Origin of the sequence: Nonomuraea purpurea (assembly GCF_042650645.1) — a bacterium.
In the GTDB taxonomy this organism is placed as follows: Bacteria; Actinomycetota; Actinomycetes; order Streptosporangiales; family Streptosporangiaceae; genus Nonomuraea; species Nonomuraea purpurea.
The window spans coordinates 104,780-126,783 of the sequence record NZ_JBHSBI010000002.1 but is presented as its reverse complement, the minus strand read 5'-3'; the positions used below and the strand labels follow the sequence as shown (position 1 = coordinate 126,783).

General features: G+C 70.2%; 22 protein-coding genes. 9 read left to right on the top strand and 13 right to left on the bottom strand.

Annotated features, from left to right (window positions below):
• Positions 1 to 68: 68 nt before the first annotated feature.
• From ACFOY2_RS04180 to ACFOY2_RS04170, 3 genes are all read left to right on the top strand, one after another.
• Positions 69 to 443, top strand: a complete 375-nt coding sequence (locus tag ACFOY2_RS04180; RefSeq protein WP_379526564.1) for an FKBP-type peptidyl-prolyl cis-trans isomerase — start codon at positions 69 to 71, stop codon at positions 441 to 443.
• 713 nt (positions 444 to 1,156) lie between these two features.
• Positions 1,157 to 2,680: an ATP-dependent DNA ligase gene (locus ACFOY2_RS04175; RefSeq protein WP_379526563.1), complete on the top strand. Its 1,524-nt coding sequence runs from the start codon at positions 1,157 to 1,159 to the stop codon at positions 2,678 to 2,680.
• 774 nt (positions 2,681 to 3,454) lie between these two features.
• Positions 3,455 to 4,225: a septal ring lytic transglycosylase RlpA family protein gene (locus ACFOY2_RS04170; RefSeq protein ID WP_379526562.1), complete on the top strand. Its 771-nt coding sequence runs from the start codon at positions 3,455 to 3,457 to the stop codon at positions 4,223 to 4,225.
• A 561-nt stretch (positions 4,226 to 4,786) separates the two neighbouring features.
• Here the strand turns inward: ACFOY2_RS04170 and ACFOY2_RS04165 are convergent.
• On the bottom strand, positions 4,787 to 5,374 hold the full coding sequence (locus ACFOY2_RS04165; RefSeq protein ID WP_379526993.1) for a DUF1707 and DUF4870 domain-containing protein: 588 nt from the start codon (positions 5,372 to 5,374) through the stop codon (positions 4,787 to 4,789).
• Positions 5,375 to 5,519: 145 nt separating this feature from the next.
• On the opposite strand from ACFOY2_RS04165, the gene ACFOY2_RS04160 reads away from it, so the two are divergent.
• The gene (locus ACFOY2_RS04160) at positions 5,520 to 5,870 is read left to right on the top strand and encodes a hypothetical protein (protein ID WP_379526561.1); all 351 of its coding nucleotides are present in this window, start codon (positions 5,520 to 5,522) and stop codon (positions 5,868 to 5,870) included.
• Positions 5,871 to 5,896: 26 nt separating this feature from the next.
• On the opposite strand, the gene ACFOY2_RS04155 is transcribed toward ACFOY2_RS04160, so the two are convergent.
• From ACFOY2_RS04155 to ACFOY2_RS04130, 6 genes are all read right to left on the bottom strand, one after another.
• On the bottom strand, positions 5,897 to 6,979 hold the full coding sequence (locus ACFOY2_RS04155; RefSeq protein WP_379526560.1) for a DUF4192 domain-containing protein: 1,083 nt from the start codon (positions 6,977 to 6,979) through the stop codon (positions 5,897 to 5,899).
• A gap of 144 nt (positions 6,980 to 7,123) precedes the next feature.
• Positions 7,124 to 7,861: an EI24 domain-containing protein gene (locus tag ACFOY2_RS04150; RefSeq protein WP_379526559.1), complete on the bottom strand. Its 738-nt coding sequence runs from the start codon at positions 7,859 to 7,861 to the stop codon at positions 7,124 to 7,126.
• A 10-nt stretch (positions 7,862 to 7,871) separates the two neighbouring features.
• Entirely contained in the window at positions 7,872 to 8,453 is a 582-nt protein-coding gene (locus tag ACFOY2_RS04145) for a Maf family protein (protein ID WP_379526558.1), read from the bottom strand.
• An 18-nt stretch (positions 8,454 to 8,471) separates the two neighbouring features.
• The gene (locus ACFOY2_RS04140) at positions 8,472 to 9,053 is read right to left on the bottom strand and encodes a DUF937 domain-containing protein (RefSeq protein ID WP_379526557.1); all 582 of its coding nucleotides are present in this window, start codon (positions 9,051 to 9,053) and stop codon (positions 8,472 to 8,474) included.
• A gap of 64 nt (positions 9,054 to 9,117) precedes the next feature.
• Complete coding sequence (gene ftsH, locus ACFOY2_RS04135) at positions 9,118 to 11,043, bottom strand: ATP-dependent zinc metalloprotease FtsH (RefSeq protein ID WP_379526556.1); 1,926 nt, start codon at positions 11,041 to 11,043, stop codon at positions 9,118 to 9,120.
• Positions 11,044 to 11,079: 36 nt separating this feature from the next.
• Positions 11,080 to 11,895, bottom strand: coding sequence for a hypothetical protein (locus ACFOY2_RS04130; RefSeq protein ID WP_379526555.1), 816 nt, complete (start codon positions 11,893 to 11,895; stop codon positions 11,080 to 11,082).
• Between the two features lie 170 nt (positions 11,896 to 12,065).
• Between ACFOY2_RS04130 and ACFOY2_RS04125 the strand changes: the two genes are divergently transcribed.
• Positions 12,066 to 13,034, top strand: coding sequence for a DUF3616 domain-containing protein (locus tag ACFOY2_RS04125; protein ID WP_379526554.1), 969 nt, complete (start codon positions 12,066 to 12,068; stop codon positions 13,032 to 13,034).
• On the opposite strand, the gene ACFOY2_RS04120 is transcribed toward ACFOY2_RS04125, so the two are convergent.
• Complete coding sequence (locus ACFOY2_RS04120; RefSeq protein WP_379526553.1) at positions 13,024 to 13,683, bottom strand: peptidyl-tRNA hydrolase; 660 nt, start codon at positions 13,681 to 13,683, stop codon at positions 13,024 to 13,026. The two genes, ACFOY2_RS04125 and ACFOY2_RS04120, sit on opposite strands and share 11 nt — an antisense overlap.
• Positions 13,684 to 13,699: 16 nt before the next feature.
• Positions 13,700 to 14,986 (bottom strand): MFS transporter, encoded by a 1,287-nt coding sequence (locus tag ACFOY2_RS04115; RefSeq protein ID WP_379526552.1) that lies wholly within the window; start codon positions 14,984 to 14,986, stop codon positions 13,700 to 13,702.
• A gap of 71 nt (positions 14,987 to 15,057) precedes the next feature.
• On the opposite strand from ACFOY2_RS04115, the gene ACFOY2_RS04110 reads away from it, so the two are divergent.
• Together ACFOY2_RS04110 and ACFOY2_RS04105 are read left to right on the top strand one after the other, a co-directional pair.
• Positions 15,058 to 16,008 (top strand): GlxA family transcriptional regulator, encoded by a 951-nt coding sequence (locus tag ACFOY2_RS04110; protein ID WP_379526551.1) that lies wholly within the window; start codon positions 15,058 to 15,060, stop codon positions 16,006 to 16,008.
• A gap of 63 nt (positions 16,009 to 16,071) precedes the next feature.
• Entirely contained in the window at positions 16,072 to 16,902 is an 831-nt protein-coding gene (locus ACFOY2_RS04105; RefSeq protein WP_379526550.1) for an SAM-dependent methyltransferase, read from the top strand.
• Positions 16,903 to 16,941: 39 nt separating this feature from the next.
• On the opposite strand, the gene ACFOY2_RS04100 is transcribed toward ACFOY2_RS04105, so the two are convergent.
• Together ACFOY2_RS04100 and ACFOY2_RS04095 are read right to left on the bottom strand one after the other, a co-directional pair.
• Complete coding sequence (locus ACFOY2_RS04100) at positions 16,942 to 17,556, bottom strand: TetR/AcrR family transcriptional regulator (RefSeq protein ID WP_379526549.1); 615 nt, start codon at positions 17,554 to 17,556, stop codon at positions 16,942 to 16,944.
• A gap of 64 nt (positions 17,557 to 17,620) precedes the next feature.
• Positions 17,621 to 17,857 (bottom strand): hypothetical protein, encoded by a 237-nt coding sequence (locus tag ACFOY2_RS04095; protein ID WP_379526548.1) that lies wholly within the window; start codon positions 17,855 to 17,857, stop codon positions 17,621 to 17,623.
• A gap of 78 nt (positions 17,858 to 17,935) precedes the next feature.
• On the opposite strand from ACFOY2_RS04095, the gene ACFOY2_RS04090 reads away from it, so the two are divergent.
• On the top strand, positions 17,936 to 19,021 hold the full coding sequence (locus tag ACFOY2_RS04090) for a sensor histidine kinase (protein ID WP_379526547.1): 1,086 nt from the start codon (positions 17,936 to 17,938) through the stop codon (positions 19,019 to 19,021).
• Positions 19,018 to 19,680 (top strand): response regulator, encoded by a 663-nt coding sequence (locus tag ACFOY2_RS04085; RefSeq protein ID WP_379526546.1) that lies wholly within the window; start codon positions 19,018 to 19,020, stop codon positions 19,678 to 19,680. The genes ACFOY2_RS04090 and ACFOY2_RS04085 overlap by 4 nt, the downstream gene beginning before the upstream one ends.
• Here the strand turns inward: ACFOY2_RS04085 and ACFOY2_RS04080 are convergent.
• Both ACFOY2_RS04080 and ACFOY2_RS04075 read right to left on the bottom strand, forming a co-directional pair.
• Positions 19,644 to 20,150 (bottom strand): ABC transporter ATP-binding protein, encoded by a 507-nt coding sequence (locus ACFOY2_RS04080; RefSeq protein ID WP_379526545.1) that lies wholly within the window; start codon positions 20,148 to 20,150, stop codon positions 19,644 to 19,646. The two genes, ACFOY2_RS04085 and ACFOY2_RS04080, sit on opposite strands and share 37 nt — an antisense overlap.
• Positions 20,101 to 21,570 carry an IS200/IS605 family accessory protein TnpB-related protein gene (locus ACFOY2_RS04075; protein WP_379526544.1) on the bottom strand — a complete coding sequence of 490 codons (1,470 nt, stop codon included), beginning with the start codon at positions 21,568 to 21,570 and terminating at the stop codon, positions 20,101 to 20,103. The genes ACFOY2_RS04080 and ACFOY2_RS04075 overlap by 50 nt, the downstream gene beginning before the upstream one ends.
• Positions 21,571 to 22,004: the final 434 nt, after the last annotated feature.

The following is a 22,004-nucleotide window of genomic DNA, read 5'->3' as shown; positions in this document are numbered from 1 at the left end:
ATATCCCGACCGCATAGAGTCGTCGGGTCCGTTCTCATTGCCAGTAGCTGATAACCAGGGAGCACATAGTGGCACTCGAAAAGCCCGAGATCGACTTCCCCGGGGGCACCCCGCCCAAGGACCTCGAAATCACCGACATGGTCGTCGGCGAGGGCTCCGAGGCCAAGCCGGGTCAGAACGTCCAGGTCCACTACGTCGGTGTCGCCTTCTCGACCGGGGAGGAGTTCGACGCGTCGTGGAACCACGGCAAGCCGTTCGAGTTCCCGCTCGGTGGCGGCCGTGTCATCGCCGGCTGGGACCAGGGCGTCGCGGGCATGAAGGTGGGCGGCCGCCGCAAGCTGGTCATCCCGCCGCACCTCGGCTACGGCAGCCGCGGCGCCGGTGCCCGCATCAAGCCCAACGAGACGCTCATCTTCGTCGTCGACCTCCTCGCCGTCCGCTAACCCGGCCGGCCAACACGGCCTGCGCACGTCCGCCAACGCGGACTTCACACGGTCGCCGAACACGACCGCCACACGGTCCGATCAGGCAGCCGTCGCACGGCCGTTGACACGACCATCACGCGGTCGATGCCGACAACTGCCGCACGGTCGCTCACGTGGCCATGATGCGGTCCGGTCAGGCGACTACCGCACGGTCGGCCAGCGGGGCAGCCGCACGCTCCAGTCGGGCGGCTGCCGCACGGTCCGCCTGCACCACCGCACGGTCGGCGGTCGGCCAGCACGACCACCACACGGTCCGATTGGACGGCCGCCGCAAACTCGCCAACACGGTCGATCGCCATACCGACCCGGACTGTGCGACATGAGTTGGTCGCACGGGCACGGGTTTGTCGCACGGACACGAGCTGGCCGTACGGTATGCGCTCTGGTCGTACGGCGCGAGCTGGCGGCCTACAACTGCCTTCAAGCCGTCACCGCCCGCCAGCAGTCGACTACCCCGCTGGGGTGTCGGCGTCCGCCAGAAACGGCGCACGTCGGCACTAAGTCTCCCAAATCTCCCCAAAACCTCAGACACGTTGTGCGAGTCCCCTTTCACCACACCGCCCGCGATACCGACATCAGCCCCGAAACCAACCATCAAACGCAGCCCAACACCAACACCAACACCAGATATCGGCTGGGGAAATGTCGGCAGTGTGAGGCACCATAGGCGTGTGCTTCTGATCGACGTGGTCCGAGTTTCCGACGCGGTGACCCGCACCTCCGCCAGGCTGGGCAAGATCGGCCATCTGGCAGAGCTGCTGGGCCGGGTCGGCCCGGACGAGGCGGGGATCGCGATCTCCTACCTCTCGGGCGAGCTGCCCCAGCGGCAGGTGGGTGTGGGCTGGCGCACGCTGGAGGACCTCCCCCAGCCCAAGCTGGCCGCCACCGCCACGCTGACCATGGTCGACGAGCTGCTGTCCAGGATCAAGGCGGTTTCCGGACAGGGGTCGCAGGCGGCGCGCAAGGCTTTGGTGGCCGAGCTGTTCGCGGGGCTGACGAGCCAGGAGCAGCAGTTCATGCGGCGGCTGCTCCACGGCGAGCTGCGCCAGGGCGCCCTCGACGGCGTCATGATCGAGGCGGTGGCCAAGGCGTCCGGGGCGCCGTCGGCCGACGTACGGCGTGCGCTCACGCTCCGCGGCTGGCTGCCCGCCGTCGGGGCCGCCGCGTTGTCGGGTGGGGTGGCGGCGCTGCACGAGTTCCGGCTGGAGGTGGGCAGGGCGGTCGCGCCGATGCTGGCGGGCAGCGCGCCCAATGTCGCCGCCGCGCTGGACAAGGCGGGCACGCCGGCGGCGCTGGAGTGGAAGCTCGACGGCGTCCGCGTGCAGACCCACCGTTCGGGCTCGGAGGTCCGGGTCTTCACCCGTACGCTCGACGACATCACCCCGCAGGTGCCCGAGCTGGTCGAGGCCGTGCTGGAGATGCCGTCAGAGGATCTGGTGCTGGACGGCGAGGTGATCGCGCTGCGTCCCGACGGACGGCCGCATCCGTTCCAGGTGACGGCGAGCCGCGTGACCAGCAAGATCAACGTCCCCCAGCTCCGCGAACGGACGCCGCTGAGCGTCTTCTTCTTCGACGCTCTGCGCGTGGACGGCGCCGACCTGCTCGACCTGCCCTATTCCGCGCGCCAGGAGGCTCTGGCCCGTACGGTCCCGCAGACCCTCCTTACCCCACGGCTGGTCACGGGTGATGCGACGGAAGCGGGGAACTTCTTCGCCGATGTGGTCAAGGCGGGCCATGAGGGCTTGGTGGTCAAGTCGCTCTCCTCCCCGTACGCGGCCGGCCGCCGGGGCGCGGGCTGGATCAAGGTCAAACCCCGGCACACCCTCGACCTCGTCGTCCTGGCCGCCGAATGGGGCCACGGCCGCCGCCAGGGCAAGCTCTCCAACCTGCACCTGGGGGCGCGCAACCCGGAGGGCGGGTTCGTGATGCTCGGCAAGACGTTCAAGGGACTCACGGACGAACTGCTGGCCTGGCAGACCGAGCGCTTCCTGGAGATCGCCGAGGGCCCGACCGACAACTGGATGGTCAACCTACGGCCGGAGCTGGTGGTCGAGATCGCCTTCGACGGCGTCCAGCGCTCCCCCCGCTACCCGGGCGGCATGGCCCTGCGCTTCGCCCGCGTACTGCGCTACCGCCCGGACAAACGCGTCGAGGACGCCGACACCGTCGACACGGTTCGCTCCCTCATGCTCTGACACCCGGTCACACACCAAACCGACCTCATTCTCGACCTCGCCCTCACCGAGGCAAGCAACACGGCAGGCGAACCCCCCGCGAGCTCGGGCTCGGGCGCCGACGCCCGTGAACCGCCTTCGAAGACGCGGCCATCACCCAGGCGCGGGCCGCGCAAACCACCCGAGAGCTCGGGCCGCCCCAGGCTTGAACTGCACGGTATGCGAACCACCTGAGAACGTAGCCAGGACCAACACCCAACCTTCCGACCGCACAGCCCCCGCAAATCTCCCGCACGCTCAGGCTCGGACCGCACGGCGTGCGAGCCGCCTGAGGACTTGGCCAACGCCCGGGTTCGGGTCGTGCGAATCGTCTGAGGGCTCGGGTCATCTCCCCGAGCTTGAGCGGCGAGGCGCGGGAACCTCTTGAAGCTTGGACGGCGGCGGGTGGCGGCTGTGCGGTTTTGCGGGTGAGTTGGGGCGCCTGCGGTTGGTGGCTGAGGGTGCGGTTGATCGTCAAGGGTGGGCGACCGGCGGTTGCGTGATGCGCATTTTCCTGTTCGTCGGAAACGTGAAGATCCTCGGCGTACGCTCGGCGTTCTGGGCAATCTTGTGACCTAAGTGAGATATATCACTGAACGTCCCATTAAGTTGTCTTTACTTGTTGTTTGTCGCATATGTTCGTCGTCACCGCCCGGGCCCCTCGCCCGCGCCTACGGATTGGCCGACATCCCCCACATCACACCCTTTGGCCAGGCCTTTCCTTGCCCTATCCCCTAGCTAGGACCGTGGTTTGCCTTGGGCCAGCACTCGTACAAGAAGTCTCCTCTGGACCGTAAGCCGTCCTCAGGCAAGCGCCGTTGGACCGCCGTTGCCGCAGGCGCGGCCGTCATCGCCACCGCCTCCACCGCCGCGTGGGCAGCCATGGGCAACGACGACTCCCCCAAGCACAGCCTGAACGCGGCCGACTCGGCCAAGTCGGGCATGGACGGTGCCGACCGGTTCAAGACCCCGAACGAGGCCGCTCGCCAGTCCACCCCGTCCGCCGCGCCCAAGCCTCCGGCGGGTGCTCGGCCGCAACCGAGCGCGGGCTCAGAAGGGAGGAGTTCCGGACCGAACGTCGCCGAGCCGACGGCCTCCGCATCGACCAGCTCCGCGCCGAAGGCCGACGGGTCCGCGACCTCCAAGAGCACCGCCTCTGGACCGACGGGTTCCAAGTCGGAGGATGCGGCCGAGCCCAGGGCCAAGACGGAGGTGACGAAGCCCAAGCAGCGGGTGATCTCCTCCGGTTCCTGCGGGGCCTCGTACTACGACGAACCCCAGATGACAGCCAGTGGCGAGCGTTTCGATCCTTCGGCCATGACCGCCGCCCACAAGACCCTTCCGTTGGGCAGCAAGGTCCGCGTGACCAATCCGAACACCGACAAATCAGTCACGGTCCGCATCAATGACCGCGGCCCGTACGTCGGTGGCCGCTGTCTCGATCTCTCCGCAGCCGCGTTCTCCGCCATCGGACGCACGAGCACCGGCGTGATGAGGGTCACGTACGAGGTTCTGGCCGCGAAATGATCCCTCCCGTGGCACATTCGTAGGGCGGCCGCGACACCCCCCATCTGGCGGAACGGTACGACGGCGATGGGCACATGGTCGGATCGGTTTCTCAATTCGTCTGTCGAGGTTGCTCCATCCTGCTGCCAAGCTCGTGGTTCGGTTGCCAGGCAGCCTCGTTCAGCCGACCGGGGGCGGGGAATTCCGTTGTCGAGATTCCCCCCGCTCAGTCGGCCGAGGCTCGCGGTTCCGTTGGCGAACTCCTCCGTTCGACCGGCTGGGACGCTCATCGTTCCGTCAGCGAGATTCCGCCGTTCAACTGGCTGAGGCACGCATTCCGGTCGGCGGACTCCCCGTTCGGCCGACTGGGGCGCCCGGTCCCGTCAGCAAGATCCCCCCACTCAACTGGCTGAAGCTCGCATTCCGGTCGGCGGACTCCCCGTTCGGCCGACTGAGGTTTGTCGTTCCGTTGGCGCGGTCTCCCCGTTGCCCGCCAAGGGTTGCTTGATCGGGGTGAGGATCCTCGTCGCTTGGCGAGGTCGGTCGATCACGCGCCGGGCCGCGTCTGGGTGGTTGGTTGGCTCATTTCACCAAGCGGATCGTCATGGGATAGCGGAAATTGCTTTCCGAGAGTGCCGAGACGCCGCCGACGATCGACAGGACGATGGCCGCGACCCAGATGAACGGGACGAGGATGGCGCCGACGATCGTGAGCGGCAGCAGCACCGAGGCCCCCACTACGGTGATCTGGAAATTGAGCGCCTCCAAGGCCTGCCTGCGGATGTAGGGCGACGTCTTGCCGCCGGTGAGCAAGAAGATGAGCGGGCCCACGATGGGGAACCCGACGATCGGCAGCATGTGCGCGACGGCGGCGCCGAGGCGCTCGTTGCTCTCCGGCGCGCGCTCGGAAACGGCGGCCGGACGTGGTGCGGGGCTCGACCGAGGGAAGGCTTTGGAGCCGTACAGCTCGGTCATGATGGGCACCAGCTCGCCATGGGTGCGCGCCGTCATCGCGCGTTCCAGCCGGTCGTCGAACTCAAGCTTGTCGAAGCGGCCCTCAGCGTAGGCGGCCTTGATGTGCTCGACCACGTCCTCTCGGTCCTGGGTGGTGACGCGCAGATGAGCTGGCGGCACCTGTCCCGGCCCAGGGGTTGTCGGTACCCCAGCCATAATCGCCATGCCTCTCCTTAGAGAAATCGAGCAGTCACTTCTCATACTGCGTCGCCATGGGCCGGGGTGCCATCGGGAGAATCCCGGAGGTGTCCCCTAGATCATCCCCGACGCGCATCGGCTCCAGACGGTATAAAAAGGATGCATGAGATGGCGAGACCGCTACGGCCTTCGTCGGCGCCGCGGCCCTAAGGTCGCGAAGTTCGACCGAGAGGCGACAGACGCCGACATCGAAGCGCTCATCGCCTTTGCCCGTTCGCGGCGTGGCGTCGAGTTCTACGTCGAGCCGGAGACGTTTGCCACCGACACGACCGCCGTGGCGGTGGCTGACGACGGCGAGTGGACAAGGCGCAGAGTCGGTTCCCCCGCAGTGATCCACAAGGTCGCCCGCGATCTTGCGTTGCCGGTGTACGACGTCCAGCTCACTGGATATCCGCAACGCATGCGTGCCTACAACGAGCGCCGGCGCAGGGAAGAAGGCAACACCGGCCTTTGACCCGGCTGACCGCCGAGTCCGCCCGGTCAGCCGGGTGGGCTCGGCGGTTCGTCTTCGTCGAGGAGGTTGGCCAGAGGCGACAGCCAGGCCGCGTGCGGCTGCCCCATCGCCGCGTCGAGTTCGGCGGGCGTGGGCATGCGCTCGCCCAGGACCGCGGGCGAGAGCAGTTGCTGAAGGGCGTGCATGAGGAGATTGGCCATCGAGTAGCCGGGGTCGATGGTCAGTGCGCGTTCGAGGGCGATCGTGGCCTGGACGTTGTTGCCCGCGTGCCAGGCCGACATGGCCAGCAGGGACGCGGCGGGTGGGATGAATCGGGGTTCCAGCCTGCGGGTCAGGTCTTTCCAGAGGCAGGCGTGGGACTCATGCATGAGGGTCCAGGCTTCGTCCCGAACCCTGGTGATCGTCAGGTCCAGGCCCAGCCTGGCCGCCTCCGCGTCGGTCAGGCGGCCGCCCGTGGCGTGGACGGACAAGACCGATCGGACTCTGGCCAGGCCCTCGGCGATGAATTGCCGCGCGAAAGCGTCGGGGTCGGTTGCCCTTGTCAGCCCCGCCCGGACGTCCGCGATCGCCTCGGAGGTGGCGCGGCGCATCGCCATCCGGACCGGGCCCGTCACCGGGGCGATGGTACGTTCCAGGGCCTCGCGGTCGGGCAGGGCCACCAGGCCGCGTACCGTCGCTTCTGCGGCTATGCGACTGGTGGACAGGTCGTACGGGGTGCCTTGAGGGGGACAGCATGCGGGCAGGTCGCAGACGTACGACCAGTAGCGGCCCTCGTGGGCTCTCAGCGCCTCACCGACGCGAACCCCGGAGTTGCCGCCCAGCAGTCGGGCTTCGTCGACGGCCGGGGTGACCGCCTCGCCTGGGCCGTAGCCGACGACGACCATTTCGGTGATGGCTTCCCGGACGAAGAGGGGGGTCAATGAGGCGAGGGTGCCCGGGGGGATGGGGAGGCTCCACCTGGTCACCACCTTGGCCTGACCCCCGGCCAGGCCGATGATGATGAGGCTCTGGCTGGGGTGGAAGCCGACGAGGTAGGGGACGGCGGCCAGGATGTCGAGGGGACTGGTGAGGGTGAGGCAGGGCTGGGGGGTGGTGTCAGCGGTCGTCATGGATCGTTAGGGTGCCGGAGAGGTGGGGACGGCAGCGGGCCGAACGGGATTCTGTGGATGGGGGCGCGGGGGCCGCCAAGGCTGTGGACAACCAGCCGGCACGCGGACGGCGACGCGTGCGAGCCGGCCCTCGGCCCCCGCAGGTCAGGAGGGCGTTGGGGCGAGGCGGGTGCGGACGAGGAGGGCGGCGCCGGCCACTGCGGCCGGCATGGCGATCACCGCGACGAAGGGCACCAGGAACAACAGGAACGCCGCGACCCCGAATCCCAGCGCGCTGGCCATGTTCGTGCGCAGCAGGGCGAAGCGGTCTTTGCGGAGCATGCCACGCCGTTCCAAGGAGAGCGTGGTGAGCTCAATGGTGAGGAAGAATCCGGAAATGACGGCGCCGATCACCGGCACCACCGTCTGCCCCACCACGGGCACGAACCCCAGGAAGAACAGCGGCACGGTGAACAGCAGCACGTAGAAGAGCGTGACCAGGCTGTCCCTGATCGAGCGCGGCAACGTCCGCCACCACGGCTGCTCATCCTCCGAAGACAGCGGGTCGGCCTCGGCCGACAACCGCTCGTAGAACGGCCCCCCGATGGTGAGCGTGATCGCCGCGAACGTCAGCACCGCCAGCGCCAGCCCGCCCAGGAACAGCGCGATCCCCACCAGTGTCCGAAACAGCTCCCGCCAGCCCCACGAATCCGCGAACGGCGTCATCGCCTCGGCCAGGCCGCTGGCGTTGGTGCCGAGGAAGACCAGCGCCACCACGTACACGGCGAACGCGATCAATGCCGGGATCAGCCCGAACAGCCACCACCGCCCGTTCCTGGCGACCCACCCGAACCCCTGGAGGAAAAAGCCGACACCGGACGTGAAGTCACGCAGAGATCGCATGCCCGGCAGGCTAGCGCCAGAACGACGTCACCGCGTAGCCCAGATCGGCGAACAGCTCGCGAAGAAGCGGGAGGGACAGGCCGAGCACGTTGCCGTGGTCGCCTTCGATGCCCTCCATGAACCATCCGCCGCGCCCCTCGATGCTGAACGCCCCGGCCAGGCTGAGCGGCTCGCCGGTCGCGACGTAGGCGGCGATCTCGTCGTCGGAGGGCTGGCCGAAGCGCACGACGGTCGTGGCGACCTCCGCCACCTGCTTGCCCGCGGACACGTCGATCACGCAGTGACCGGTTACGAGCCTGCCTGTGCGGCCCCGCATGAGCCGCCAGCGCTCGACGGCCTCCTCCGGGGTGGCCGGCTTGCCGTAGGGGCGCCCGTCGAGTTCGAGGATCGAGTCGCAGCCGATGACCAGCCCCTCTTCGAGGTCGGCGGCCACCTTCGCCGCCTTGGCCCGGGCCAGTACGAGGCTGAGCGCCGCCGGGGTGTGCGCGGAGAAGGCCTCCTCGTCGACCCCGCTGACGATCACTTTGGGGTCGAGACCGGCGCTGCGCAGGAGGGCCAGGCGGGCGGGGGACGCTGAAGCCAGAACGATCACCGCACAAGCCTACCGGCGTCACCAGTCGCTGTTGGACGTCCCCCTGGTGACCTGCGGTTTCGTCTCATACGGCCGGTACGGCAGGCCCTGCTCGGGCACGACGCCGAAGATGCCGGTCAGCAGCCGCCCGAGCACGTCCCCCAGCCCGCCCGCCATGGCGGTCTGCTCGCGGTCGAGGTCTTCTGCCATGGTGGTGGGGTCCATGTCCCGGTCGGCGAGCAGCGACATGATCATGGGGGCGACCAGGGGCAGCAGTTTCATGATGGTGCCGGTGTCGACTCCGGCGAAGCGCGCCAGCTCCGTCGCCGCCTGCTCGGTGCCCTGCCCGCCCAGCACGTGTCCGAGGATGTTGTGCCCGTCGCGCGTCAGTGAGGCCACATCGCCGTTGAAGGGGTCGGTGTCCTTGTGGTCGTCGAGCGCGCTGCGCAGGGCGTCGGCTCCGTCCAGGTGCCGGGCGTTGCGCGCCATTCCTCCGACGATGGTGCCCGACACGGCCTGGAGCACGGTCGTGGCCGTGATCGCGTCCGTGCCGAGCATCCCGGCGATCTGTTCCAGTCCTGAGTCTCCGAGCTGCGCGGCAAGCTCGTCATTCAGTGTCACGACAGTCCCCCGATCGTTGTAGGGAAAGCTGCCCTGACGGAAACGCGCCAACGCCCGTTTTGCCCTAATTCTCGGGAAAATCTCCGCTAGGTCGGTTACGGAGCCCTGCGGCGGCGTATGCCCCGGCCTCGTCGAGGGTCTCGTGCTCGAGCAGGGCCTCCACGATGGCGTCGAGCTTGCCCCTGTTCTCGGTGAGCACCTGGACCGCGCGCTCGTAGCACTCGTCCACGATCCGCCGCGCCTCCTCATCGACGGTGGCGAGCGTGGTGGGCGAGGCCTGCGGATGCTGGCCGTCGCTGGGCAGGATGGTCAGCGGACCGACCTTGTCGGACATGCCCCAGCGACCGACCATGCCGCGGGCGATCATGGTGACCTGTTCCAGGTCGTTCTCGGCGCCGGTCGTGATGACGCCGAAGATGACCTGCTCGGCCGCCATGCCGCCCAGCGCGCCGGTGATGCGGCCGCGCAGGTACGGCTCGTCGTAGGCGTACCGGTCGGTGTCGGGGGTCGACAGCGTGACGCCGAGCGCCCGTCCGCGCGGGATGATGGAGATCTTCCTGACCGGGTCGGCACCCGGCTGGAGCATCCCGAGCAGCGCGTGCCCGGCCTCGTGGTAGGCGGTCCTGACCCGCTCCTCCTGCGGCATCACGATGCTGCGGGCCGCGCCGAGCTGCAGCTTCTCCAGCGCGTCGGCGAAGTCGGCCATCGTGACCTTCTCCTTGCCGCGCTTGGCGGCGAGCAGGGCGGCCTCGTTGACGAGGTTGGCCAGGTCGGCTCCGGTCATACCGGGAGTAGTCTTGGCGAGCTGGTCGGAGCTGACGCCCTCGTCCAGCGGCACGCCCCGCGTGTGCACCTGCAAGATCGCGGTACGGCCGGCCGCGTCCGGCAGCCCCACCTGCACCGTACGGTCGAAGCGCCCCGGACGCAGCAGCGCCGGGTCGAGGATCTCGGGACGGTTCGTGGCCCCGATGACGATCACGCCCTCGGCCCCGGAGAAGCCGTCCATCTCGGTGAGGATCTGGTTGAGCGTCTGCTCGCGCTCGTCATGGCCGCCGACGCCGCCCGCGCCGCCTCTGGCCCGGCCGATGGCGTCGATCTCGTCGATGAACACGATCGACGGCGCCACCTTGCGCGCCTCCTCGAACAGGTCGCGCACGCGCGAGGCGCCGACGCCCACGATCATCTCGATGAACTCGGAGGCCGAGGCCGAGAAGTAGGGCACCTTGGCCTCGCCGGCGACGGCCCTGGCCAGCAGCGTCTTGCCGGTACCGGGAGGCCCCGCGAGCAGCACGCCCTTGGGGAGCTTGGCCCCAAGCCGCCGGTACTTGTCCGGGTCCTTGAGGTAGTCGACGATCTCGACGAGCTCGTTCTCGACCTCGTCGATGCCCGCGACGTCGTCGAAGGTGACCCGCACCTGCCCGGCCTCGACCGGCTTGGCCGCCTTCGACTTGCCGAGACCGCCCAGGCCGCCGCCGCCCATCATGCTGGCGCCGCGGCGCATGATCCAGATCCACAGGCCGGCCAGCAGCAGCACGGGCAGCAGCGACAGCAGCAGGTTGGACAGGAAGCCGCGGGTGATCGGCTGCGAGGTGATCTCCACGCTGCCGGCGGCGAGCTGCTGGTCGAGCTGGTCGGTGTTGGCGAAGGCCGGGATCTCGGTCGCGAACTTGGTGTAATTCTCGTTGGTCTCGGGGTTCTTGGCCGAGGCCCTGAGGTCGCCCTCGACGGACAGGCCCTGGGCGTAGATGTCCTTGACGTTCTTCGCCTTCACCTGCTTGTTGAACTCGGTGTACGAGATCGTCTCGACGGACTCGCTGTCGACGAACGACGAGACCACGAAGAAGGCCGCGTAGACGACGAGCAGGGTGACGACGAACCGCCACCAGTTGATTTTGGGCCGTCCCCCTGGCGTGCCTGGCAGGCCCTCCGAGCGCCAGGGCGGCTTGCCCTTGCCCTTGTCCGGTGCCTGCGGCGGTCCAGAGCGTTCCACGGCGTCACTCCCCACGTCGCCGCCCATCATGATCTTCTAGCCTAGAACACGCACCCCTGAGGCCACGCGGCCGATATCGGGCCACCGCTTTCGCTGCGTGTCAGGCACTGTGACGAACGCCAGGCCAGGCTTGCTCATTCCCCCGTCCATAACAACCACGGCTGCACGTGACGTGTGCTTTCCGTATTTAACGCGATAAACAAGCATCCATCCGTGTTTGACCGGCTGCGATGCCAGCCAGCGGATCTTGGCGCCCCGGGGGTGGTGGGTGAGGGTCCAGCGGGCGGCCAGCAGCGCCGTGTTACGCGGCGACTTCTGCTCCATGATCGGCAACGGGCAGGTGACGAACATCCCGCGCACGCTCGTGCCGCGCGTCTTCGGCAGCACCTGCTTGGACGTGAACGGCGCCACCCCTGACACCTTCCACGGCCTGGCCAGCTTCGGCACGGCCAGCCCCACGCGCTCGTCCGCGACGGTCCGCCTGGCCGGCCTGGGCAGTGCCATCCGCTTGACCTTGCGGGTCAGCCGGGGGATGCGCGGGTCGGCGTACAGGGCCTCCATGGCCGTGTACCCGGGCGCCAGGGAGACCCCGGGCGACGGCGCGGTCGCCTCCGAGGACGGCTCCGCGGCAGCGGACGACGACGCCTGCGCGACTACGGGCGAAGGCGAAAGGGACGGGGACGGCGAGGGTGAGGACGAGGAAGCGGGGCCGGACGAGGCGGGCGCGGCCGGCGGCGCGGTAACCGGCCCCGCGACGACCTCGTCCGGCTCCGACGGGAGCACCACGACCAGCGTCACGGCCGCGGCCACGACGGCGACGATCACGGCGAGCACCCGGTAAACCACCCGCATCCGGATATCTCCGATGCGGGAGCGTTTGGGCGGAGAAGCAGTGGTTCCCAAACGGGTGGCAGTCGTCACACGGGAACCCTCGGTCCCATCTTCCCCAGCGAGCACGACGGGAGCGTACGACATATCCCGCCATTGCGCCTCGGAAGCGACCGAAGTGCAATCATGGCTTCGTGGAACAGGTTGAGCTGCGTTTCGACCAGGCATCCCAGGAGTCCCAGACACATACCAACCTTTCCGCGATCCGACGGAGCCCAACCGGCCTGTGGATCGCCGGCGACGAGACAGCGACGTTCGAGCACCTGACATGGGTGGGCGACCACTTCGGCGCCCAGCGCACCTATCCGCTGGCCGACTACGTGGACCTGCCCGCGGGCCGCGAAGAAGAGGCCGACATCGAGGGCCTGGCCAGGGCCGACGGTCACCTGTGGATGGTCGGCTCGCACAGCCTCAAGCGCAGGCGGGTCAAGTCCAAGGACCCGGACAAGGCCGCCGACCGCCTGGCCACGGTGGTCAGGCAGGAGAACCGGTTCATCCTGGTACGCCTGCCGCTGAGCCAGGGCACCGAGATCCCAGAACCGGGGGCGATCATGGCGGGCGGGCGCAACCTGACGACGCACCTGGCCGGCGACCGGCATCTCGCACCGTTCCTGGCGCTGCCCGGCAAGGACAACGGGCTCGACGTCGAGGGCATCGCCGTGGTGGGCGAGCGCGTCTACCTGGGGCTGCGCGGGCCCGTGCTGCGGGGCTGGGCGGTGCTGCTCGAACTGCGCGTCGAGGACACGGGCAAGGGGAAGCTGCGGCTGCGCGAGCCGTACCGCAAACACTTCCTGGACCTGTCCGGGCTGGGCGTGCGGGACCTGTGCCCTGACGGCGACTCGCTGCTGCTGCTCGCCGGGCCGACCATGGACCTCGACGGCCCGGTACGCGTGCTGCGCTGGCGCCCCGGCCCCGAACCGCGCCAGGTCGTGCCGCAGGACGCCCTGGAGACGGTGCTGGAGCTGCCGTTCGGCGTGGGCTGCGACCATCCGGAGGGGCTGGCCCTGCTGGGCGGACGCCGCCTGATGGTCGTCTACGACAGCCCGTCGCCCGGGCGGATCACGGCGGCGGGCGGCGTGCTGGCGGACGTGTTCACGATCTAGCGACCCGGCCGGCGAGCCAGGGCGCGTCCGCGACGAACGTGCACGAACCTGGCTCGATCTCGGTGAACCCGGCGTCCCGCACGACGGGCAGCCCGGCGGCGACCATGGCGGCGAAGTCGTCCCGGGAGGCGGCCGTGCGCACGGACACCGCCAGGCCGCGCTCGCGCCAGGCCGCCCGCTCGGCCGCCTCGCTGGCCCACCAGGCGAGCTGGGCGGCGTGCCCGGCCTGGGCCATGGCCTTGCCCGCCGACATGGTCAGCTCGGGGTTGGCCCACAGGACCGGCGGCCCGGCGGGCGGCGGCTCGGCGGTGTCGTTCAGCTCGGTGCCGCCCACCTGGAGCCGGGCAAGGTCGCGCGGCCAGTCGTCGAGCGGCACGGGCGGATGCACGCGTACCTCGGCCGTGCGGTGCTCGATCGTGCGCCCTGGCAGTGCGGCCGCCCTGCGCCACTCGGCGCCCCTGGCCCGGCGCACGACCTTGCGGATCTTGCCGGTGGACTGCCAGGCGTGCAGCTCGGCGGCCCACTCCCCCGGGTCGTCCAGCAGGCTCAGCACGGCCGTCGCGGCCGCTTCCAGCGCGTCGGTACGCTCGGGCGGCGCGGCCCGCTCGATCCTGACGACCAGGGGCAGAACGAAAAGCTCGGAATTCATCGGCCTCAGCAAACAGTCAGCCTGCCGCCCTGCTGTGGAGGGTGGCGGCAGGTTCGTCCTTCTTAGCATGCCTGATGGCCAGGGACATGGCGGCGGCGATGAGGCAGAGGGCGCCGGCCCCGTACCAGGCGAGGTCGTAGGCGCCCAGCTGGTCGCGGGTGATGCCGGCGCCGACGGCGGCGATCGCGGCCCCGACCTGGTGGGAGCCGAACACCCAGCCGAACACCACGGCGCCGTCGGCCCCGTAGATCCGCCGGCACAGCGCGACGGTGGGCGGCACGGTCGCCACCCAGTCCAGGCCGTAGAAGACGATGAAGATCAGCATGCTGGGCTCGGTCGTGGCCGCGAACAGGCTCGGCAGCACCATCAGCGAGAGCCCGCGCAGGGCGTAGTAGACGCCGAGCAGCACCTTGGGGTCGATCTTGTCGCTGAGCCAGCCGGAGGCGATCGTGCCGGCGATGTCGAAGATCCCGATGACCGCCAGCAGCCCGGCCGCGACGGGCTCGGCCATGCCGTGGTCGTGCGCCGCGGGGATGAAGTGGGTGCCGACCAGCCCGTTCGTGCTCGCGCCGCAGATCGCGAAGCCGCCCGCGAGCAGCCAGAACGGCCGCGTCCTCGCTGCCGAGGCGAGCACGGTGAGCGCTCTGACGGCCGCGTTGACCGTGGACGGCTTGGTCCTGACCGCGCCCGGCTCGGCGCCGAGCGCCGTCGTGCCCACGTCCTCGGGACGGTCGCGCAGCAGCCACCACACGAACGGCACCACGGCCAGCGCCCCGGCGGCGACGGTCAGCGAGGCGAAGCGCCATCCGGGCCCCTCGGCGAGCTGGGCCAGCACGGGCAGGAAGACGAGTTGCCCGGTGGCGCCGCCCGCGGTGAGCACGCCGGTGACCAGGCCCCTGTGGCGGACGAACCAGCGATCCACCACCGTCGCGGCGAACACCAGCGCCATCGACCCCGTCCCGAGCCCCACGAGCACGCCCCAGCAGAGCAGGAGCTGCCAGCTCGCCGTCATCAGCATGGTCAGCCCGCTGCCCAGGGCGATCAGCAGCAGGGCGAGGGCGACGACGCGGCGCATGCCGAAGCGGTCCATCAGCGCGGCGGCGAAGGGGGCGGTCAAACCGTAGAGCACCAGGTTGACCGACACGGCCAGCGAGATCGTCCCGGCCGACCAGCCGAACTCCCGCTGGAGCGGGATGATCAGGACGCCGGGGGTGGCGCGGAATCCGGCGGCGCCGAGGATCGCCACGAAGGCGACGCCCGCCACGAACCAGGCCCGGTGCACGCGGGGGGTGCTTACAGTCATGCGCCAATCCTGATTTATCGCGTTGGATGGGCACGAGTGGCCGGATAGCCAATATGTGAAAGAATCGGGCCATGGCCCACCGCATCGCCGTCGTGGTGCTCAACCACTTCGCCCCGCTCGACCTCGGTGTGCCCGGCCAGGTGTTCTGGACGGCGGAGACGCCGGAGGGCGAGAAGCTGTACGAGGTCGTGACCTGCTCAGAAGGCCGCGCGCCCGTCCGCTGCACGGCGGGCTACAGCGTCCTGCCCGACCACGACCTCGACGTGCTCGACACGGCCGACACCGTCCTGGTGCCCGGCATCCACGGCGGCCGGGTCATGAAGGACGGCACGATCTCGGACACGCTGCGGCAGGCGCTGCACGGCCGGCCGCGGACGATGTCGATCTGCACGGGGGCGTTCGTGCTGGCGGCGGCGGGCCTGCTCGACGGCCGTCCCGCCACCACCCACTGGCGTGAGGCGGCGCGCTTCGCCAGGCTGTTCCCGCAGGTCAAGCTGGATCCCGACGTGCTGTTCCTGGACGACGGTGACGTGCTGACCTCGGCCGGGGTGGCTGCGGGGCTGGACCTGTGCCTGCACGTGATCAGGCGCGACCACGGCAGCGAGGTGGCCAACCGCGCCGCCCGCCGCTGCGTGATGCCGCCGTGGCGGGACGGCGGCCAGGCGCAGTACATCGACCGGCCGCTCCCGTACCCGAACGGCGGCGGCACGGCGGCCACCCGCGAGTGGATGCTCGCCGGCCTCGACGCCCCCCTCGACCTGAGCGCGCTGGCCGAGCACGCCAGGATGAGCGTGCGCACGTTCACCAGGCGCTTTCGCGAGGAGACCGGCCTCAGCCCGGCCCGATGGCTCAACGCGCAACGGGTGCAGCACGCCAGGCACCTGCTGGAGACGACGGATCTCGGCGTGGAGGAGGTGGCCAGGCGGTCGGGGTTCGGCACGACGGTTTCGCTGCGGCAGCACCTGCACGCGGCCGTCGGGGTCGCGCCCCTGGCATACCGGCACACCTTCCGCCGAACCTGAACGCATTTGCCCTGATTTGCCCCTAGAATCTGCGCCAAGATCTCCATAGAGAAAGGTCGTCACATGGCAGAGGCTGACCGCGTACCGGCCGGCATCAACCCGGACGTGCCCAGCGTCGCCCGCATGTACGACTACTACCTCGGCGGCCGCGACAACTTCGCCTCCGACCGCGAGGCCGCCGAGAAGATGATCGAGATCGGCCGGGCGATGGGCAACGACGCCCGGCAGATCGCCCTGGCCAACCGCGGCTTCCTCGGCCGGGCCGTACGCATGCTCGCCGAGGCGGGCGTGCGCCAGTTCATCGACATCGGCGCCGGGCTGCCCACCCAGGACAACGTCCACCAGGTCGCCCAGCGGCAGGCCCCCGGCTCCCGCATCGTCTACGTGGACAACGACCCGATCGTGCTCACCCACGCCAGGGCGCTGCTGGCCAGGGACCCCGACGTCCTCGCGGTGGAGGGCGACCTCAAGGACGTCGACGCCATCCTCGACGACCCGCGCGTCACCGGCCACCTCGACCTCACCCAGCCGTTCGCGATCCTGCTGGTGGCGGTGCTGCACTTCATCCCCGACAACGCCGAGGCCGACCGCATCGCGGCCCGCGTCCGCGCCCGGCTCGGGACCGGCGGCCATCTGGTGCTGTCGCACCTGTACGAGGGCAACGCCAGTGACGGCGCCGCCGCCAAGGCCAGCAACAAGGTCTATTCGGGCACCGCCTCCGGCGGCATCGCCGCGCGCGGCTACGACGACATCGCCCCCTACTTCGCCGGCCTCGACCTGCTGGGCCCCGGCATCGTCCGGGTCGCCGACTGGACGGCCGACGCCTCCCCCGACGGCTCCTACGACTTCGTCAAGTCCGGCATCCTGGCCGGAGTGGGCCGCGTACCCGCCTGACCGTCCAGGCACTCGCCGAACCACGTCTCCAGCGCCGCATCAAGCGTCTGTGGAAGGGGCGGGCAGTCCCTCGGCCAGGGCGCGCAGCGCGTCGCGCACCAGCGGCGCCAGCGGGACGGGCGGGTCGGAACGCAGCCAGTGGCCGACGGCGGCCTGCACGGCGGCGGTCACGGTGACGGCGACCAGGTAGGGGTAGAGGTCGCGGGCGGCGTCGGTGCCGGTGCGCGCCGCGATGGCCTCGGCCAGCTCTCCGTCGGCGGCGAAGGCCACCTTCAGCGACTCGGCGCGCAGCGCGGGCTCCTCGGTCAGCATCGTGATGCTCGCCAGCAGTTCGGGGCTCGGGGCGACGCCCGTCCCGCCGTGCTGCTCCCACGGCGCGGCCATCGCCTCCGTCAGCGCCTCCCACAAGGGCTCGCCCTCGGGACGCGCGCGCAGCGCCGCCACGGCGATCCTGGTGCGGTCGGTGTGGCGGGCGGCGATCGCCTCGTACTTGCTGGAGAAGTAGTTGTTGAACGTCCGGGGCGAGACGCCGACCTCGGCGGCGATGTCCTCGACCCGCACGTTCTCCAACCCACGCTCCAGGGCCAGCCGGAGCGCGGCCGTCATCAGCGCCTCGCGCGTGGCCAGTTTCTTGCGCTCTCTCAGCCCGCTCATGCCTTCAGGCTAGCCAGAACTTTCTGATCCCGCAATTTTTCTGACTACGCAACATTTCAAAAGATCACATCAGCGGGTCGGCGACGGGCACCGCGCTGTAGTCCTCGCCCGCCACCGGGCGAATCTCCTCCCAGCGCACCCACCGCGTCTCGCCGCGCGCCTGGGGCGGCCAGAGCAGGAATCCCCACCGAACCCCGTCGGTGTCGTCGCCCCAGGCCAGGAGATAGCGGTTCTCGCCGGCGGCGTGCTCCACGATGGGCGGCCGCCAGAGCTCGGGAAGTTCGCGCGTGTTGAGATCCATGCCTACCATTATACGAACACAAGTTCGATATTGCGCGAACATTTGCGCAACGGTCCCCTGTGTGGTGCATTGAGAGACATGTCTTTCGCGATCATGCGGGGATGGGTGGGCCATCCCCGCATGGGGGACGTCGCGGTGGCCCTACTGGTGCTGCTGGCGGAGCTCAGCCACAGGACGCCCCACGTCGAGGTCGTGCTGATCGCGCTCGCCGCCTCCGGCCTCATGCTGCTGCGGCGCGAGCACCCCGTCGCCGTGGCGCTGCTCGTCGGCCTGCTCTACCTCGCGGGCACGCAGGCGCCCCTGTACGACGCGCCGGTCAGCGCCATGCTCATCGCGCTCTACGCCGTGGGCCGCCACACCTCGGCGCCCGTCTCCGCCGCCGTGGCCGCGGCGGCCATGGCCGGCGGTGTCTACCTCGCCTGGCCGATATGGGGGCCGGAGTTCTGGGTGCCCCTGACCGTCGCGCTGTTCCCGGCGGCGCCGGTGGCGGCCGGGCACATCGTCCGTCTGCGCGGCGAGCTGGTCCGGCGCACGCGGCAGCAGGTGGCCGAGCGCGCGATCCGCGAGGAACGCCGCCGCATCGCCCGCGAGCTGCACGACGTGATCGCCCACCACGTCAGCGTGGCCGGCCTCTACATGGGCGTGGCCAGGAGGACGATCCCCATCGACCCGGAACGCGCCCAGCAGACCCTGCTCACCGGCGAGAGCATGGCCCGGCAGGCGATGACGGAGATGCGGGTGCTGCTCAACGTGCTGCGCACCGACGGCGAGCCGATCGACAACCACGCGGGCGTCGGCGTGGCCCGGCTGCCCGCCCTGGTCGAGGAGTCGGGCAACGCCGAACTGGAGGTCACGGGCGAGGCGGTCGACCTGCCGGCGACCGTGGACCACGCGATCTACCGCGTCGTCCAGGAGGCGCTCACCAACACGCGCAAGCACGCGGCCGGGGCCCGTTCCATCGTGCGGCTGGCGTACGAGGCCGGCGTCGTGGAGGTCGAGGTCGCCGACGAAGGACGGGCGCGTCCCGGCGGCGCCGGGCTGGGGCTGGGGCTGGCCGGGATGGCCGAGCGGGTGTCGTTGTGCGGCGGCGAGCTGCGGGCGGGGCCCGCGCCGTCCGGCGGGTTCGTGGTACGCGCCCGCATCCCCCTGATGGAGCGAACGTGATCAACGTACTGGTGGTGGACGACCACGCGGTCGTCCGGGCGGGGCTGCGCCTGCTGCTGGAGACCGGGTCCGACATGACCGCAGTGGGCGAGGCGGGCGACGGGGCCGAGGCGGTACGCCAGGCCCACGCCCTGCGCCCCGACGTGGTGCTGATGGACCTGCACCTGCCGGTCATGGACGGAGTGGCGGCCACGGAGCGGATCGTCGCCGAGCTGCCGGAGACGAAGGTGCTCGCGTTGAGCACGTTCGACCTGCAGGAGCACGTGGTGGCGGCGCTGCGGGCGGGCGCGTCGGGATTCCTGCCCAAGGACGCCTCGCCGGAGGAGCTCATGGAGGGCATCAGGATCGTGCACAGGGGCGAGGCCACGGTGGCGCCCCGGCTGCTGCTCGGCCTGATCGGCACGTTCGTGCGCCCGGCCAGGCCCCGCGCGGTCGAGGTCCCCGCGGCGCTGTCCGAGCTGACCCCGCGCGAGCGCCAGGTGCTGGAGCTGATCGCGCGGGGCCTGTCCAACGAGCGGATCGCCGCCGAGGTCGGCCTGGCGGTCTCGACGGTCAAGAACCGGGTCAGCGACCTGTTCGCCAAGCTCGGCGTCCGCGACCGCGCCCAGGCCGTGATCGTCGCCTACGAGGCCGGCCTGGTCACCCCCGGCGACCCGTGAGCGGCGATCGTCTCGGGCGTGGGGGCGTCGACGGCGGCCACGATCTCGCCGTCGCTGAGGAAGAGCACCCGATCGGCGTACGACGCGGCGGCCGGATCGTGGGTGACCATGATGACGGTCTGCTCCAGCGTGTCGGCCAGCGAGCGCAGCACGGTCAGGACGCCGTGGCCCGAGGCGGTGTCGAGGTTGCCCGTGGGCTCGTCGGCGAAGACGACCTCCGGCCTGGCCACCAGGGCGCGGCAGATGGCCGCCCGCTGCTGCTGGCCGCCGGACAGCTCGTGCGGGCGCCGGTGCGCGTGCTCGGCGATCCCGGTCCGCTCCAGCAGCTCCTCCACCCAGTCAGGTTCCGCCCTGCGGCGCGCCAGGCGGAGCGGCAGCTCGACGTTCTCCCGCGCAGGAAGCAGGTTGAACCGTTCCTGATCAGTGTTCAGGAGTGAGTCGTGGACCCACGTCCCTGGCACTGCGCGCATCCCGAACGGTTTTGGATGCGCTGGTCGCCCGCGTTCTTTGGGGGTTCCCTGTCCGGGGGCGCGCATCGTGTGCACGTTCCGTGACAGGGCGGCGGGTTTCCTCACGCCCCCGGTCCCCTGGTCCGGCCTGGGCGGTCCGATGCCCGCGACGATCGCTCCGGTCGTCGGGGGGCGGTGCCGTCCGTCGCCGGATCGGGAGTCCGAGGGCGCGTCGTGCGATGGCGATACTCGCAGCGTCGTGCCGGGTGACGGTGCGGCAGGACGCGGCCATGGGCTGCTGCCAGTGCTGGGCACCCCACTGGGACGTGTAGGCCGGATCAACGGCCACGATGGACACGCCCACCTCAGAAGCCATCGCCACCAGCCGCGCTTTGAGCTTTCCGGTGGGGAGGCCAGAGATCAGCTTCCGGAACCGTTTCCTGCGGCCGTGTTTTTCGCGGGTCTTCTCGGCGGCGAAGTCGAGGTCTTCGATGGCGATCGCGGCCACGCCGGAGCGTTTGGCCCAGTGCAGCAGGCGGGTGATGGCGTGCCGGAGCTGCGCATCCCGATGGGCGGACGTGCCAGTCAGGTCGTAGCGGAAGCGGTGCGGGTCGCCGACCGGATTGCCTTGCCGGTCGAGGCGGTAGGCGGCGAAATGGCCCGCGTTGGTGTCCACGCCGATCACGCCGTCAGCAAGCGCGGTCTGCAGCGGGATCGCCTGGACGGTGGGGTGTTGCCATGAGGCGGTCAGGTACCAGCGGCCGCGCCGCACGTCGTGGTGGATGCGGTAGGCCACCGCCCGGTTTGCGGCCACACGGTCACGCCACTCCTCTCCCCGGTGGGCGAAGACGACACGCGCCGCCAGGACGTACCGGCCGTGCCCGGCGTTGGCCAGATAGGCGAATGGTGCGGGGAGCTTGATGCTGACCTCGCCGTCGGGGGTGACGCAGATGGTCTCGTTGCCGTACCGCTTGCCGGACTCACCGTCAGCGGCCAGATACCACCGCTCCGCCTCCCAGCGCTCCCGCCACTCCTGCTCGGTGAGCCCCGCCTCGTCGAGGTGGTGGCGGGTGTTGAGCAGTCGTTTACCGCCGCGCACCACGTGCACAACACCGGCCTGGAAGTCGGCGCGTTCCCGCTCCAGCCGGTCGGTCAGCGCCGCCAGACGGCGGGACTTGGCGAACCATTCGTGCCGACTGCGGTATCCGCCCGGGGCCCGCTTGTTCCCCTTGGCTCCGAGGGGGAGGGACAGGCGGTGTTGCAGGGTGCGTATCCCGGCCTCAAGGTTCTGGATGTGGGCGAGTTGGCCGCGGCGGGCCAGCGCCCACTGGTCGTGGCTGGCCTTGGTGATCGACCCGGCCCAGCGGGAGGACGACTGCCCGGTCAGGCCCCCGTTTGCGGACCGCCCACCTGTCGGCAGAGTGCGCGAAGCCGTCCGCACAACGCCGCTTGAGATCACCGGACGCCAGCGAGCCCAGATGCCCGCCCACGACGCGCAGAACCTCCTCATCGGCGGGGGTGAGGTTCTTGAGGCGGTCGCGAATCGCCACCCCGGAGGGCCCGTCCGCGACGAACGGCACCTCGATCGCGCGAAGCTGCCTGCCGGTCGGCTCGCTCTTCTCGGTCGGTTCAGCCACTGGCGGCCGCCGCGGCTTCCAGTGCCTTGCGGGCGCGGTGCTGCGCGGAGCGGTGATCAGCCTTCGCCCCCCACCCTGCCAACCGGGAAATCTGACGCCCCAGATCGGATTTCCGGTCGTGGGATGAGACACGGGCGTGCAGACCCACCCCACCAGTCGCAGACCGCGAGATGTTCGCCTCGACGGAGACCGGGGTCACGCGCCGTTGACATGCGCGGACCCACCTGTTGCGCGGGGT